At 46.7% G+C, this 14,892-nt stretch carries 11 protein-coding genes; 2 read left to right on the top strand and 9 right to left on the bottom strand.

The window, feature by feature from the left end; genetic code table 11:
- The first annotated feature begins 83 nt into the window (after positions 1 to 83).
- Positions 84 to 1,538, top strand: a complete 1,455-nt coding sequence (locus BI182_RS14975; RefSeq protein ID WP_286809082.1) for a sigma-54 interaction domain-containing protein — start codon at positions 84 to 86, stop codon at positions 1,536 to 1,538.
- A gap of 84 nt (positions 1,539 to 1,622) precedes the next feature.
- Here BI182_RS14975 and BI182_RS14970 read toward each other — a convergent pair whose 3' ends face one another.
- The 3 genes from BI182_RS14970 to BI182_RS14960 all read right to left on the bottom strand — a co-directional run bounded on the left by BI182_RS14970 (position 1,623) and on the right by BI182_RS14960 (position 4,095).
- Positions 1,623 to 2,546: an alpha/beta hydrolase gene (locus tag BI182_RS14970; RefSeq protein ID WP_084633462.1), complete on the bottom strand. Its 924-nt coding sequence runs from the start codon at positions 2,544 to 2,546 to the stop codon at positions 1,623 to 1,625.
- 7 nt (positions 2,547 to 2,553) lie between these two features.
- On the bottom strand, positions 2,554 to 3,180 hold the full coding sequence (locus tag BI182_RS14965; RefSeq protein WP_286809080.1) for a TetR/AcrR family transcriptional regulator: 627 nt from the start codon (positions 3,178 to 3,180) through the stop codon (positions 2,554 to 2,556).
- A 177-nt stretch (positions 3,181 to 3,357) separates the two neighbouring features.
- Complete coding sequence (locus tag BI182_RS14960; RefSeq protein WP_228881393.1) at positions 3,358 to 4,095, bottom strand: flavin reductase; 738 nt, start codon at positions 4,093 to 4,095, stop codon at positions 3,358 to 3,360.
- Positions 4,096 to 4,312: 217 nt separating this feature from the next.
- Here BI182_RS14960 and ade point away from each other — a divergent pair, with 217 nt between their 5' ends.
- On the top strand, positions 4,313 to 6,028 hold the full coding sequence (gene ade / locus BI182_RS14955; protein ID WP_148637316.1) for an adenine deaminase: 1,716 nt from the start codon (positions 4,313 to 4,315) through the stop codon (positions 6,026 to 6,028).
- A gap of 201 nt (positions 6,029 to 6,229) precedes the next feature.
- Here ade and BI182_RS14950 read toward each other — a convergent pair whose 3' ends face one another.
- The 6 genes from BI182_RS14950 to secA form a co-directional block, all read right to left on the bottom strand.
- On the bottom strand, positions 6,230 to 8,596 hold the full coding sequence (locus BI182_RS14950) for a homocysteine S-methyltransferase family protein (RefSeq protein WP_286809078.1): 2,367 nt from the start codon (positions 8,594 to 8,596) through the stop codon (positions 6,230 to 6,232).
- Between the two features lie 33 nt (positions 8,597 to 8,629).
- Positions 8,630 to 9,361, bottom strand: a complete 732-nt coding sequence (locus tag BI182_RS14945) for a UPF0280 family protein (protein WP_070369981.1) — start codon at positions 9,359 to 9,361, stop codon at positions 8,630 to 8,632.
- A 2-nt stretch (positions 9,362 to 9,363) separates the two neighbouring features.
- Positions 9,364 to 9,768, bottom strand: a complete 405-nt coding sequence (locus tag BI182_RS14940) for an NIL domain-containing protein (RefSeq protein ID WP_070369980.1) — start codon at positions 9,766 to 9,768, stop codon at positions 9,364 to 9,366.
- Positions 9,765 to 10,931, bottom strand: a complete 1,167-nt coding sequence (locus BI182_RS14935) for a homocysteine biosynthesis protein (RefSeq protein WP_148637314.1) — start codon at positions 10,929 to 10,931, stop codon at positions 9,765 to 9,767. Before BI182_RS14935 ends, BI182_RS14940 begins: the two co-directional genes overlap by 4 nt.
- Before the next feature lie 316 nt (positions 10,932 to 11,247).
- Positions 11,248 to 12,340, bottom strand: a protein-coding gene (gene prfB / locus BI182_RS14930) for a peptide chain release factor 2 (protein ID WP_286809176.1) whose coding sequence is annotated in 2 segments (ribosomal slippage) — positions 11,248 to 12,264 and positions 12,266 to 12,340 — 1,092 coding nt in all. Because the reading frame shifts where the segments join, the coding sequence is not laid out codon by codon here.
- A 30-nt stretch (positions 12,341 to 12,370) separates the two neighbouring features.
- The gene (gene secA, locus BI182_RS14925; protein WP_286809075.1) at positions 12,371 to 14,881 is read right to left on the bottom strand and encodes a preprotein translocase subunit SecA; all 2,511 of its coding nucleotides are present in this window, start codon (positions 14,879 to 14,881) and stop codon (positions 12,371 to 12,373) included.
- Between the last annotated feature and the right edge of the window lie 11 nt (positions 14,882 to 14,892).

The following is a 14,892-nucleotide window of genomic DNA, read 5'->3' as shown; positions in this document are numbered from 1 at the left end:
CCCATTCGGGGTTGTCTCTATGATTTTTTTGGATTTCATGTTATCATACTGTTTATTCAGTAAACCCGAAACGGAGAATACCAGTGAAAGTAAAAGAAGAATTCATTTTAGAGGCTTTTGGCGAAAATTCTTTCCCCATTCAGGATGTTGAACGCATCGAAGATGTCTGCATTCATGTTGTCAATGCCAGCGGAAAAATCATCTGCTACTCCAAGGGCTGTGAAATCATCGAGAATATGAAACACGAAGACGTCATTGGTAAAAACATGTCTGATATTTATGATTATCTTGAAAATGAATCCATGGAATCCCTGGTTTTGAAGACCGGAAAAAAGGTTCAGGATGTCCATGTCAAATATACCTCCCCCTCTGGAAAAGTTGCCGATGTGATCAGTAGCACCTACCCGGTTTTTTCGAAAACTGATCCAAAAAAGGTCGAGGCCGCCATTTGTATCTACCGGGATATTTCGGACTATATTCACATGGCCAATACCATCAATAAGCTTCAAAACGACTTAAAATCCCAGCAACTAAAAAACAATGGCACCCAATTTACTTTCAAAGACATTATTGGCAGCAGTGGCCCAATGGCGGAGTGCATTCACCATGCGGAAATTGCTGCGCTAACCACAGCCCCGATCCTGATTGCCGGGCCCACTGGTACCGGTAAAGAAGTTTTTGCCCAGAGTATCCACAATGCCAGTCCCCAGGCCCACAAACATTTTGTGGCCATCAACTGCAGTGCCATTCCGGAAAATCTGCTGGAGAGTACCTTGTTTGGCACCGTCAAAGGTTCCTTTACCGGGGCGGTTGATTCCGTGGGGCTTTTGGAAACCGCTGAAGGTGGCACCATTTTTCTGGATGAAATTAACTCCATGCACATGGGTCTGCAATCCAAACTACTGCGGGTTTTAGAAACTGGCAAATACCGGAAGGTCGGGGGACACAAAGAAATAACCGCCAATATCCGCCTGCTCAGTGCCTTAAATCAGGATCCCCTCAAAGCCATTGAAGAAAAACGTTTGCGTTCGGATTTATATTATCGTCTGGCGGTCTTCTCGATTCACTTGCCACCGCTTAAAGACCGCAAACAAGATATTTTAGATCTGGTTCCGGCCTTCCTTTCCACTGAAGGAGCGGCCATGGGAAAGCAGCTGTTCAAAGTTTCTGACGAAGCCCAGGAAATTCTACTTTCCCATGACTGGCCGGGAAATATCCGGGAATTAAAACACGCCGTGACCCATGCCATTTATATTGCCCAATACCAGGATACGATTCTGACCCCTGATTTGCTGCCGGGTTATTTAAGAAAGAATATTTCCGATAAAAAAATCTATGAAAAATATCTATCGGCCAGTATCGATGACAAAAATTTTAAAAATACCCTGAATAAAATTGAGAAACAAATGATCATCGACGTTTTGCAGGGCAATGATCAGAACATCTCAAAAAGCGCCCGTGACTTGGGTATCTCACGCCAAAATCTGCAGTATAAGATCCGCTTGCATGGGATTAAAAATTATGATGATGAATTCTAAAAAGGTTTCCGCCTGAATTGGCGGAAACCTTTTTACTTCTTTAATTGCCCTCTTATATCAAGTACTGTTCGTTTAATGAAAAACTCAATCGTTCAGTTTTTTTCTGATAAATTGACAAACCTCTTCCAGGGCCACCGTTGCCTCGGGAAACAGTGGTGCCAATAACGGAAAACAATGAAACATCCCCTTCCATACCTTTAATTGCACATCAACCCCGGCGGCTTTGGCTTTTTCGCCAAAACGGGTCGAATCATCTCTTAAGGTTTCGTTATCACCAACCTGAATAATCGTTGGTGGCAGACCACTTAAATCGCCAAATAATGGCGATGCATAGGGATGTTTGGGATCACCATTACCAGCGTAGTAGCCCAGATAGGTTTCATTTGCCCCTTTAGGTGTGCAGGGATCAGCCTTTGCCCGAGTTATATGGGACTCGCCCGAAATTGTCATATCGGTACACGGCGAAAATACGGCACAGGTTCCCGGTAAGGGGATTTTATCATCTTTACATTTTAAAAGGGTGGCCAGTGCGATCCCACCGCCCGCCGAATCACCAGCAAAGACAATATTTTCTGCTTGATACCCCTGTTCAAGAAGCCAACTGTAAATCGCTGCAGCATCATTGACAGCGGCCGGTGCCGGATGTTCCGGCGCCAGCCGATAGTCAAACACCAGGGCTTTAATTCCTAAGTACTTGACGAAATTCCCGACAATATTTCGGTGCGACCGGGCATTACCCATGACAAAACCGCCGCCATGAAAATAGAGTACCACTTTTTCATCCGGAGCATTTTCAATCTCAACCCATTCCGCATAAACCCCCGGATAGTCACTGGGGATAAAACTGATGCCCGGGATTGGTTTAAAAAAACGGGTGGCACTTTCATCACAGTCGCGACGCAATTTTTCGATTGAAGTGTTGTGATCAATCTCTTCCGGTCGTAATTTCCCTTTAAGGAGATGACGATATTTCAGTGTATAGTGCATCATTTTTGCTTTTGTAGTCATGCTAACTTTATTCCTCACTTTCTCTTTCAGTTTTAACTAAAAACATCGATGCGATCACCCGATAATCCAGTTTTACCTCACGATTATTATTGGTGGCATAATATATTGCCAGGCCATTAATACTCGTCCAGAAAAAAATAGCCAGCATTTTAGGATCTCCCGCTATAATCGTTCCTTCTTTTTGTCCCGCCGCCATAATTTTTTCGATGACCTGATATGGGATGTTCCGTTTTTCCTGAATCAGATCCTGGGCAGCCTTAGGGATTGCGGTTGAATTGGTGGCTTGGGTAATCAACCGACAAGTATCTAAAAATGTCTGGCTATTTTCAATAATCTCAACCAGTCTCTCCAAAGCAAAGCGGATTTTTTCACCGGGGTCGGCCTCCATATCACGGACCGAATAGGATGCTTCAATTGTTTTATCCAGTGCATCATTGATTAGATCTACAAAAATTTCTTCTTTTGATCCATAGTAATGATATAACAACCCTTGGGCAATACCTGCTTCAACTGCAATGTCCTGGATCCGGGTGGCAAATAACCCTTGTTTAACAAATTGTGACAACGCAGCTGTTCGAATTTTTTCTTTACGGGTTTCCCGCATTCTTTCATTTTGTTCCTTTGATCGAGCCATGCTTCCTCCTGGATGATATATTGAATTTATATTCAATATATCATCCAGGAGCATTTTTGTCAATATCTGCACTTGGCATTTTGCTAAAGCTTTACGTCAGCTCTAATTAAACAACACCTAACAATCTGCCGCGCAAATAAAAAAACCATGCGATTTTTTTCGCATGGTTTTTTTTTATTATCGGGTTGCGTGATAATAGGCGTAGGTCATCGGTTCTTCTTTACTGAATCCATCCCCATCGACAACTTTGCCGATAAACATATAGTGGGTACCCAGATCAATCGTCTGTTCCACTTTACATTCTAAAAAACAGAGCGTTTCCAACAAGCCGGGACAGCCAGTTTTACCGGTAATATAGCTGAGCTCTTTAAACTTATCGACATCTCTTCCGCTCTGGTAGCCGAAATGTTTGATCAGATCATGGTTGTCTTTACCCAGAATCGAAACCCCAAAGACACCGGATTCCCGGACATATTCAGAGGTTAAGGTTCCTTTTCCCAGGCAGACACTGGCTTTTAAGGGCGTGCTGGTAACCTGAATAAAGGTATTGGAAACCATCCCATTGAGTTTTTCATCCCTGACCGATGAAATAATATATAAGCCGTAGCTGACATTGAACAATAAGGTCTGTAAGGCTTCTCTTTCTTTATCCGTTAAACCATCCTCGACTTCTTCTACCAACACAAATTTTTCTGGTCCCACGCCGCAGACCGGGCAAACGTCAGGGGGAGTATCTCCCACATGAATATAATTACAAACGGTACAACGCCATTTTTTCTCTTTAACAGGGGCAACAGCTTCCGTTTCTTCAATTAACACAAACTTATCCGGTCCCACCCCGCAGATCGGGCATTTGTCGGGCGGAGTATCACCTTCATGTACATAATTACATACTGTGCAGCGCCATTTTTTCATTTTGTTCACCACTTTCTTAGAATTACTCTCTACTTTATAATAATTATAATTTAAAAGTATCTTGAAGTACAGGAAAAAATTGATGTTCTGCTTCTCATTATAAACCTTTTTTGATTAGATTCATATCACTATTGCATTTTTTTGTAAAAAAAGGGCATATAAGAGCTTAGCATTATTCTTTGCCGCAAATAAATCACGAACCAAGATAGGATGGAACATGAAAAAATATAACGAATGTCTCAAAAAAAACATTGCTGTCGCCAATGGCTTTGAAAAAGCCGAACTGGTTTTCAAAAACGCTAAGATTCTCAACGTATTTTCTGAAGAAATCTGTGTTGGCGATCTGGCCGTTAACGATGGCACCATTGTGGGCATTGGAACGTATCAGGGTCTTGAAGAAGTGGATCTGGATGGCAAATATATTGTCCCTGGCTTTATTGACGCCCATATGCATATTGAATCCACCATGGTTACACCTTTTGAGCTGGCCCGGGCGATTGTTCCTACTGGCACCACCACGATCATCGCCGATCCCCATGAACTGGTAAATGTAGCTGGAAAATCCGGACTGGATTACTTACTAGCAGCCACCGAACAGATTCCTTTAAATGTTTTTGTGATGCTGCCCTCATCGGTACCCGCTACCCCCTTTGAAACCAATGGCGCAGGACCCTTTTTAGCCGCCGATATGCAAGCTTATCTTAATCATCCCCGGGTTCTGGGGTTGGGGGAAGTCATGTGTTATCCCGCTGTGCTGACTGGAGATCCGGTGATTCTTGACAAACTGACCCTGTGCCGCAACGCATTGGCCGATGGCCACGCCCCGGGGCTCTCCGGTAAAGCCCTGCAGGCTTATGCCAGCGCCGGAATCCACAGTGAGCACGAATCCACCAGTTGGTCCGAAGCCCTTGAAAAATTGCAGGCGGGCTTTTATATTCTGGTTCGGGAAGGTTCTGCCGCCAAAAACCTTCATGCCATCATCAGTGGCTTATTGGAAAGTGACTGTCCGCTGGATCGATTCCTTTTCTGTACCGATGACAAGCATTTAGAAGATATTCATCGGGAGGGTCATATCCGCTTTAATATCAAACAGGCCATTGATCTGGGCCTCTGCCCAATCAAGGCAATCAAGATGGCCACCATTAACACCGCCCAAGCCTATGGCCTCAGAAAACTCGGCGCCATTGCCCCGGGATACCAGGCCGATCTGGTGATCCTATCGGATCTGGGCACCATGCAGGTGAATCAGGTTTATCGGGATGGTCGGCTGGTGGATGATGCTACCTGGGCCCATCCGCCCCAGCAACCGATTGATCCTAAGCTGCTCGATTCGGTTCATATCCACACCCTCACGCCAGAAAAACTGCGACTCCCCCTTGGTCAAAAAAATCATGTAATCGAGATTATCAAGGATCAGATTGAAACCCACCATCTGATTGAAACCCTGCCAGGAATTGATGGCACCTTTTGTCCCGACGAAAACTATGATAAGCTGTGTGTCATTGAACGGCATGGCCACTCCGGCAACGTCGGTGTTGCTGCCATTAAGGGCTTTGGCATCCGCAATGGGGCCATTGCCACCACTGTCGCCCATGATTCTCACAATATGATTGTCGTTGGCGATAATGATGCGGATATTTTGCTGGCAGTTAAGCACCTTGTAGAAATTGGTGGCGGTTATGTGGTAGCAGGCAATCACCGCATCATTGGTTCGGTGCCGCTGACTCTGGCTGGTCTGATCAGTCTTGAGCCCGGAGACCTGGTTCAGAAAAAGGTGTCCGCACTCATTGCCAGCGCCCATCAATTAGGCGTCGCTTCCGGGGTTGATCCGTTTATCACCCTTTCTTTTATGGCCCTGCCAGTAATCCCCGCCCTGCGCCTGACCGATCTGGGACTTTTTGATGTAGAAGCCTTCCAATTGATTAGCGACTGACCAAAAAAGACAGCTTTACGCTGTCTTTTTTGGTTGTCGATAAACTACCGTACCGACCAATTGTTAATCTGTTGTTCGCTGCGGAATCGGACAGGCTTTGCCGTGTCCGCTCCGATGCGTACAACATGATGTAACAATTGTCTGTACTGGGTTATCTTCTTTGACAGTCTGAAAAGACCGCGATAGAATTCTGTTTTACTGTTACGCAAATACGGTTTTGGCAATTCCTGCACCTTCTCGGGCATCTTTGCCGTAATAATCGGCGCCGATAGTCTCTGCATATTCAGGGTTTAGTACTGCTCCACCAACCATGACGATAGTTCCTGGGCAACTGGCTTTAATTTCTTTAATGATTTTCTCCATATTCTTGACAGTGGTTGTCATCAGAGCACTGAGACCGACCAGTTTAATCCCTTCGGCCTTGATTGTCTGAATAATGGTATCAGCCTTGACATCCTTACCGAGATCGACAATCTCGTAGCCGTAATTCTCCAGAATCACCTTGAGGATATTCTTGCCAATGTCGTGAACATCGCCTTCGACTGTGGCCAACACAATTTTTCCCTTGGCTACCTGAGTCTGACCGGCTTGGGTCATCGTTTCTTTGATGACCTCAAAGGCCTGTTGGGCGGTTTCGGCTGCAAAAATCAGATGGGGCAGGAAGCATTCGCCGGTTTCAAAGGCATCCCCCACTGCATCAAGGGCCGGGACGATCTCATTATTGACAATATCCAGCGGTTCTCTGGTTTTTAAAAGAATGGCCGTGGCTGCAGCCGCCTGATCCGTCAGACCTTCTTCAATGATCGCTTTTAGTCCCAGAGTCGCCCGCCCGGTTTCTGCTTTGGTTACAGCGGCGCTTTTGTCTTTGTAGGCGTTGGCATAGGCAATGCACTGGCCATCAAAACCCCAGAGGGCCCGGAAGGCTTTGATGGTGTCCATCATTTCCTGATCACCGGGATTCATAATCGGGGTGGTCAGTCCCGCTTCCAGAGCCATCGCTAAAAAGGTTCGGTTTAGAAGTTCGCGGTTAGGGAGTCCAAAAGAAATATTGGAAACCCCCAATACCGTTGGTACACCCAGCTGAGCCCGGAGTTTTTCCAGGGTTTTGATGGTTTCCCGGACTTCTGCCTGTTGGGCCGAGGCGGTTAACACCAGGGCATCAATCAAAATATTTTTCTTAGGAATTCCATAAGATTCCGCCGTTGTGATGATTTTTTCGGCAATGGCAAAGCGATCACCCGCCAGACTGGGGATACCACTCTCATCCATAGTCAGACCCAGCACCAAGGCTCCGTATTTTTTAGCGATCGGAAAAATCGCTGCCATTGACGACTGTTTGCCATTAACCGAATTAATAATTGCTTTACCGGGATAGCTCCGCAGGACAGCTTCGATGACTTCCGGATTGGAGGAATCAATCTGTAGCGGACAATCCACCAGTTTACTAACTGTGTCGACGGCTTCCTGCATCATCGCTTCTTCATCAATATCCGGTAGTCCCAGGTTAATGTCGAGAATATCAGCGCCGTCTTTTTTCTGATCAACCGCCAGCTGGGTCACCACGGACAGTTCACCCGCACGTAGGGAGGCCTTCAGTACCGGATTGGTCGTCGGGTTGATACATTCGCCGATGATATGAATGTCGTCGCCCAGGATTATCGTTTTGGTACTGGAAGAAACAGCAGTAAAGCCTTTTGCGGTGACCGGAAAAAGCGGTAGATCCACAGTAGCCTGCTTCATTTTTTCGATATAGGCCGGGGTGGTGCCGCAGCAACCACCGAGAATTAAGGCTCCCATCTCGGCAATTTGCACCATATATTGCGTAAACTGATCGATGGTGATGTCATAGACGGTTTTGCCCTCTTTCATATGTGGCAAACCAGCGTTGGGTTCCACCATAATCGGCACCGAGGCATAGCGAACCAGATCGGCGATAATCGGCAGCATCGCATCCGGTCCAGTGGAACAATTAATCCCAATGGCATCTGCACCAAGAGCCTCCAGAATGTTGACAACCGTCAACGCATCGCTGCCAGTAAGCGTCCGGGCATTCTCCTCATAGGTCATCGATACAATCACCGGCAGCTCCGATACGGCTTTGGCAGCAATCAGAGCTGCCCGGGCCTCGCAGATATCAGTGATGGTTTCAATGACAATCAGATCGGCACCAGCCTGATCACCGGCGGTAATAACCTCTTTGAAATAGTCAACAGCCTGATCAAATGGCATCTCCCCGAGAGCCCCGATCAGGGTTCCCAATGGTCCGACATCCAGGGCCACATAGTCGGGATTCAAGGCCTTTGCATTGTGTACCCCAGCCGTCACCAATTGTTCAACGGTATAATTGCAACCCTTAAGCTTATAGCCGTTAACCCCAAAGGTATTGGAAAGAATAATATTGGCCCCGGCATCGATGTATAGTTGATGAATTTCTTTAATCAGCTCCGGATGGGTCAGGTTGAGCACTTCGGGAACCGGGCCAATAGCCGCCAATTTATTCTGCAGCAGGCTCCCCATGGCGCCATCGAGATACAGCCGCTTACTTTTTAGTATTTCTCCTAGTTTCACTGGTTCTCCTTTCCTTTAGACAGGTTGCATGTATTAGCATAGTTCAATTTCACCCCAGGCCCCCAATTGATCATCAATGATAATCAGGGTGCCGAGGATTCCTTTTATATTTCTTACCCAGTCCAGTCCTTTTTCCACATCTTCCGGTTTTTTGATGCGATTTCCCAGGGCGGTTGCCACTGCATCCGCCAGTGGGATGTCTTCGCTGATCACAGTGACAGCATCGGCCTTGCCAAAGCTCAGGGAGTGCCCCATCACGCCAGAGGAGGTACAGACCCCCAGGGCCTTTTCCCGGGGTTTGATTGCGATACCCAGATCGACAAATTGGGAATTGGTGGTATGAAGCGCCACCCGTCGCACTTTTTTGGTCCGGATCAAAAGATCGCCGCCGTTTTCCACCACCATCTCGGTTGTGTGAGATTCCAGCATCTTTCCGATATATTTTGAGACTGCACCGGCTACCGCTGCCATCGGTCCTACCCCGGCTATTTTTCCGGCTAGAAGCATATCGGCTACAATCGGGGCGGCAGCAGAATTTAGCGGCAATGGCAACAATGATTTAATAAAATCCGGATTGCTACGATGGTAGTTAAAAATAGTCTGGCGAAGGGTCTGTACTTCAGTCTGTACCGCCCCAATCAGTTCCGGGCTACTCCGGCCATGATCGACACCAATAAAAAGGTCGGATTCAAATTCGAGGACCTGGAAATAATCCAGATCCTCGGCTTTCATCATCTTTCGATAGGTTCGGGGTTGGTATTGCATACTCAGATCAGCGCGTGGATGGCCCGCATCGGGCAGGCTTTAACGCACAGCATACACTCCAGACATTTGTCATCGTGATGCACCAGCGACCAGTCAGCCGTCATTTCCAGGGCACCGACTGCGCAGACTGCGGTACAGGCACCACAGGAAACACATTTGTCAGGGTCCACCTCAACCACCGATTCGATGTCTCTGACCCCAATCTGATGTTGACGCAAATAGACAATCCCGGCTTCAATATCGGCTTCTTCACCTTTTATTTCAAGCAGCAGGGTTCCTTTAATATTATCATCGATAAAGGCTTTAAGGATGTTGAAATCCAGATGGTAGGTTTTGATCAGTTCCATGGCCATCGGCTGACCGGCAGCCTTCTGCGGAAAGGACAAGAGTATTTTTTTTGTCATCATCGGGATTCTCCTTCCTTGATTTCCAGACCCTTAAGGGAATTTCCCATCGGGAAGCTCTGAATCGGTTCCTGCAGAAAAAAATCACCTTTTTTGATCCAATTGTTCAACTCTTCGGCAATTTCTCTGGCCATTTTCAGACTGGAAAGTGGTGACGTCTTGATGTTTTTGCCATTGATATCCACCGATCCGCTTCGCAGTTCAGCATAAGAAACTTTTTTCAAAACTGGCTTGGCTTTTTTAGGAACACTGTAGTCAATCACATTGGTGTACAGATCTTTATTCTCCACCGCCACAAAAGCCATTATTTCTTCATTGAGTATCGGAATCGGGATCCCTACGCCAACAAACATCGAGGTGCCGTAACCTTCATAAACAGCGCCACGAATATATTTGGAATTCATTTCTTTCATATTTCCGATTAAGGCCAGGGTTGCGCCGGGGGTCTGGGGGTAGCCCTTTTCATCCCGGGGACAGGCGGTATTAAACTGGGTACCCATCCAGGACACATAGCCCTGAGCGCCGCCAAAAAAGATCCGGGTACCCATACCAATGGTCTTAAGCAACGGGTCATTAAGCAGGGGGCTTAATTCACCGGCAGTGCTATAGGTAATATTTCCCATATTGGGCTGCAGAATTCCCATATAGGTGTAAAGCCGATGGCTGGAACCATTAATGGCGGCATTGTAATTCTGATAGACATTTCTGGGATTAAAGAGGTAAGCTTCATTTAAATCCTCCAGTGTGACCCAGGTATCCAGCTCGGTTCTGGGGTAACAATCAGTCCCCTGAGATTTTGCCACCAGATGGACTTCTTTTCCGGCGATCAGGTCACTAATCACATGAGCCCCACCATATTCAATACCCTTGTCTGTTGACGGCTGGGTGGCCCCCAGATAGGTGTCCACCGCTGCCAGACCACCGTAGGCGGAAACCCCATTGAGGCTGATCTCCCCCATTCGGATCGGCGGATCAGAATGTCCAAAATTCAGAAAGGCCCCCGATGAACACATCGGTCCGAAGGTAGCGGTGGTGACCACATCCACATAGTCGGCGGCTTCTTTAACGCCCCGTTCTTTGACAATCCCGATGACTTCTTCGGCAGTGACAACCACCGCCTCGCCCCGGGCAATTTTTTCGTTAATTTCCTGATAGCTCTTTGCCATTTTCCCCTCCAACAATTCTTCTTAAATTAGGTAATTGCAAAACTGCCATGAGCTTTGCGCCCAGTTTCGCACGAAACAATTGTTACACTGTACGGCGGACAGTTCGCTGAACTGTTCGCCTACACGTTACACAATTGTTTTCGTGAAGGCAATGAGCCAATCACAAGTTTACTTGTAGTTGGCGACTGCCCGCGAACAAGAAGAAATTCGCATCGCGATTTCTTCTTGTTGTGGAAACTGCACTCAAAGCAATCATTGTTCGATGTTTTTATATTTCGCAATTTACTATTCTTCTTAAATTAGTTCCGTAATTATTCTATACCATCGTATTGAGATAAGCATTCATAAAACCGTCCAGATCGCCATCCATGACGCTACCGACATTCCCGACCTCGACATTGGTGCGGTGGTCTTTGACCATGTTGTATGGATGGAAGACATAGGAACGGATCTGGCTGCCCCAGGCAATCTGGCTGTAGTCACCCTTAATATCTTCAATGTGATCCATCTTTTCCTGCTCCATGATTTCCACCAGCTTGCCTTTAAGCATGTTCATGGCCACCTCTTTGTTCTGATGCTGGGAGCGTTCGTTTTGGCACTGCACCACAATCCCGGTTTTTAAATGGGTAATCCGTATCGCCGAATCAGTGGTATTAACGTGCTGGCCACCGGCCCCGCTGGAGCGAAAAGTGTCAATCCGAATTTCGTCGGGTTGAATTTCTATTTCCACCGATTCATCGACCTCAGGCATCACATCAAGGGATGCAAACGAGGTATGTCGGCGGCCAGATGAATCAAAGGGAGAGATCCGCACCAGCCGGTGCACTCCCCGCTCGGTTTTTAAATAGCCGTAAGCGTTGACCCCTTCAATCAGCAGGGTGACACTTTTAATCCCAGCCACATCGCCAGGCTGAAGATCCAGGGTTTTAACCTTATACCCCTTCTTTTCGGCCCAACGGGTATACATCCGCAGTAGCATCGAAGCCCAATCCTGGGACTCGGTTCCGCCAGCCCCGGGATGCAGCGAAATAATGGCATTATTGCTGTCAAATTCACCGGAAAGCAGGGTCTCGGTCCGGAAATTATCCAGTTTTTCATCGAGTTCCCGTATCGATTCACTAAAGCCGTCGAGCAGTTCGCCCTCTTCGGCCAGCTCCAGCATCACCTGGACATCATCCAAGGCTTCAGCCAACGCATTATAATGATCCACCTTGATTTTTATAATTTTTAGTTCTTTTAAAACAATTTGTGCACTTTTCTGATCATTCCAGAATTCCGGATCCTCAGTTTTTTTTTCTAAGGCCTCCATTTCATTGACAAGCCGTGGCAAGTCAAAGTGAATTCCCCATTTCCTTCAGTTTAGTCGCCATTGCATTGATGATTTGTTTTTCCTCATACAAATCGATCATCACGATCACACCCCTTCTTTTTCAACTTTTTTATGCACCACAACATTTCTTATACTTTTTCCCGCTGCCACAGGGACAGGGATCGTTGCGGCCAACCTTGTTTTGAGCACTGGCCGGCCCGCTCGGTTTTCCTTCAATTTCATTTTCGTTGGTCTTCATCTGACTGAAATCCACCGATTTTGCCTGTGCTTCTTCCGCCGGAACCACCTGTATATTCAAATTGAATAAGTATTTAACCGTATCTTCCTGAATCCGCATGATCATATCGTCAAACAGATCAAATCCCTCTTTGGTGTATTCTTTAACCGGATCATTCTGTCCATAGGCCCGCAGTCCGATCCCCTGTTTCAACTGCTCCATGTTGTCAATATGTTCCATCCAGGCAGAATCGACACTTCTTAACAAAATCATCCGCTCAATATTCTGCAGCTGTTCCAGACCCAGCTTTTCTTTTTTATCTTCCAGCACTTTGCGGCATTCACCCAAAATCGCTTCCACCAGTACTTCGGTACTTTCCGGTTTTTCCGGTAGAGTGAAAGTGTCCTTCGGCAAAACATTGGCCTCAAGATGTTTGTGTAACCCTTCCAGATCCCAATCGTCATAATACTGACCATCGCCGGTATACATGCTGACATAGGCATTGATCAGGGTTTCGGTCATGCTCCAGATTTCACTTTCCATATCTTTGCCATCAATAACCTGCTGCCGCTGTTCATAGATCAGCTCCCGTTGGCGATTCATGACATTATCATATTGAAGCACATGTTTCCGGATGTCAAAGTTGCGACCTTCCACCCGTTTCTGGGAATTCTCGATACCCCGGGTCAGCATTTTATTTTCGATCGGCGTTTCTTCATCCAGACCAATCGATTCAACCAGACCCTGAATTTTTTCTGATCCGAATACCCGCATCAGATCATCTTCTAACGAAACAAAGAATTGCGAAGAACCGGGATCTCCCTGACGACCGGCCCGACCACGAAGCTGGTTATCAATCCGGCGACTCTCGTGACGTTCGGTACCAAGAATATGGAGTCCGCCCAGTTCTCTGACCCCTTCACCCAAAACGATATCGGTTCCACGACCGGCCATATTGGTCGAAATCGTAACGGCATCTTTTTGACCGGCATTGGCGACAATTTCAGCTTCTTTTTCCAGAAATTTGGCATTTAAGACATTGTGCTTAACACCAGAACGTTTTAAGTAGCCACTGAGCAGTTCCGACTTTTCAATCGAAATGGTTCCGATCAGAATCGGCTGACCGGTGGCATGTCGCCGCTTAACTTCTTCAGTGACAGCCAGAAACTTTCCTTGTTCACTTTTATAGATCAAGTCGTTGAGATCCTGACGAATCAGCGGTTTATTGGTGGGAATCGATAAAACATTGAGATTATAAATGGTCTGGAACTCGTCTTCTTCGGTTTTGGCCGTCCCGGTCATCCCAGACAGCTTATTAAACATTCTAAAATAGTTCTGGAAGGTAACGGTTGCCAGGGTTTTGGATTCCCGGTTGACCTTAACGTTTTCCTTGGCTTCAATGGCCTGATGTAGACCGTTGGAATAACGGCGTCCGGGCATCAAACGACCGGTAAACTCATCGACGATAATAATTTCGCCATCCTTGACCACATAATCCCGATCTTTAAACATCAGGGTATTGGCATGAAGGGCCTGATTAATATGATGAGATATTTCCATATTTTCCATATCCGCCAGATTGGTGAGATTGAAATACTTTTCGGCTTTAATGACCCCTTCATCGGACAACATCACTGATTTGGCTTTTTCATCTTTGATATAATCATCGGCCTTCAGGCTTTTCGCAAAGCTATTGGCCAAAGCGTACAGTTTGGTGCTTTTGTCTCCGCTGCCGGAAATAATCAGTGGCGTTCTGGCTTCATCGACCAGCACGCTATCCACTTCATCGATGATGGCATAGTTAAGTTCCCGCTGCACCTGCTGGGCTTTCACCGAGGCCATGTTATCTCTCAGGTAGTCAAAGCCAAATTCGTTATTAGTGCCGTAGGTAATATCGCAGGCATAGGCGTGTTGCTTTTCCTGAAATGACAGGCCATGAACGACCAGACCCACCTGGAGTCCCAAAAACTCGTGGATCTTACCCATCCATTCGCTGTCACGTTTTGCCAGATAATCATTGACCGTAACAATATAGACCCCCCGGCCATCCAAGGCATTGAGGTAGGCGGGCAGAGTTGATACCAGGGTTTTACCTTCCCCGGTTTTCATTTCGGCAATATTGCCTTCGTGAAGGGCCATCCCCCCCAAAAGCTGAACCGGAAAGTGTTTCATGCCTAAAACCCGGGCCCCAGTTTCCCGTACGGTGGCAAAGGCCTCGACCAGCAAATCATCAAGGGTTTCCCCCTGAGCCAGTCGTTCCTTAAATATAAGGGTTTGGCCCTTTAATTCATCATCACTCATGGCTGCATAGCGGCTGTCCAGCTCCAGAATCTGGTCAACTTTTTTTTGCATCCGTTTTAATTCTTTTCTATTACTATCAAATATCTGATCTAAAATTCCCAATCTTTTCACTC

Origin of the sequence: Acetobacterium sp. MES1 (assembly GCF_002237635.1) — a bacterium.
Classification (GTDB): domain Bacteria; phylum Bacillota; class Clostridia; order Eubacteriales; family Eubacteriaceae; genus Acetobacterium; species Acetobacterium wieringae.
This window is presented reverse-complemented; position numbering and strand designations above follow the sequence as displayed.

Excerpts from the sequence above, each read along its gene's own strand:
- BI182_RS14935 (WP_148637314.1), bottom strand. The coding sequence starts at position 10,931 with ATGGCAAAGAGCTATCAGGAAATTAACGAAAAAATTGCCCGGGGCGAG.
- BI182_RS14970 (WP_084633462.1), bottom strand. The coding sequence starts at position 2,546 with ATGACTACAAAAGCAAAAATGATGCACTATACACTGAAATATCGTCAT.
- ade (WP_148637316.1), top strand. The coding sequence starts at position 4,313 with ATGAAAAAATATAACGAATGTCTCAAAAAAAACATTGCTGTCGCCAAT.
- BI182_RS14960 (WP_228881393.1), bottom strand. The coding sequence starts at position 4,095 with ATGAAAAAATGGCGCTGCACAGTATGTAATTATGTACATGAAGGTGAT.
- BI182_RS14965 (WP_286809080.1), bottom strand. The coding sequence starts at position 3,180 with ATGGCTCGATCAAAGGAACAAAATGAAAGAATGCGGGAAACCCGTAAA.
- BI182_RS14940 (WP_070369980.1), bottom strand. The coding sequence starts at position 9,768 with ATGATGACAAAAAAAATACTCTTGTCCTTTCCGCAGAAGGCTGCCGGT.
- BI182_RS14945 (WP_070369981.1), bottom strand. The coding sequence starts at position 9,361 with ATGCAATACCAACCCCGAACCTATCGAAAGATGATGAAAGCCGAGGAT.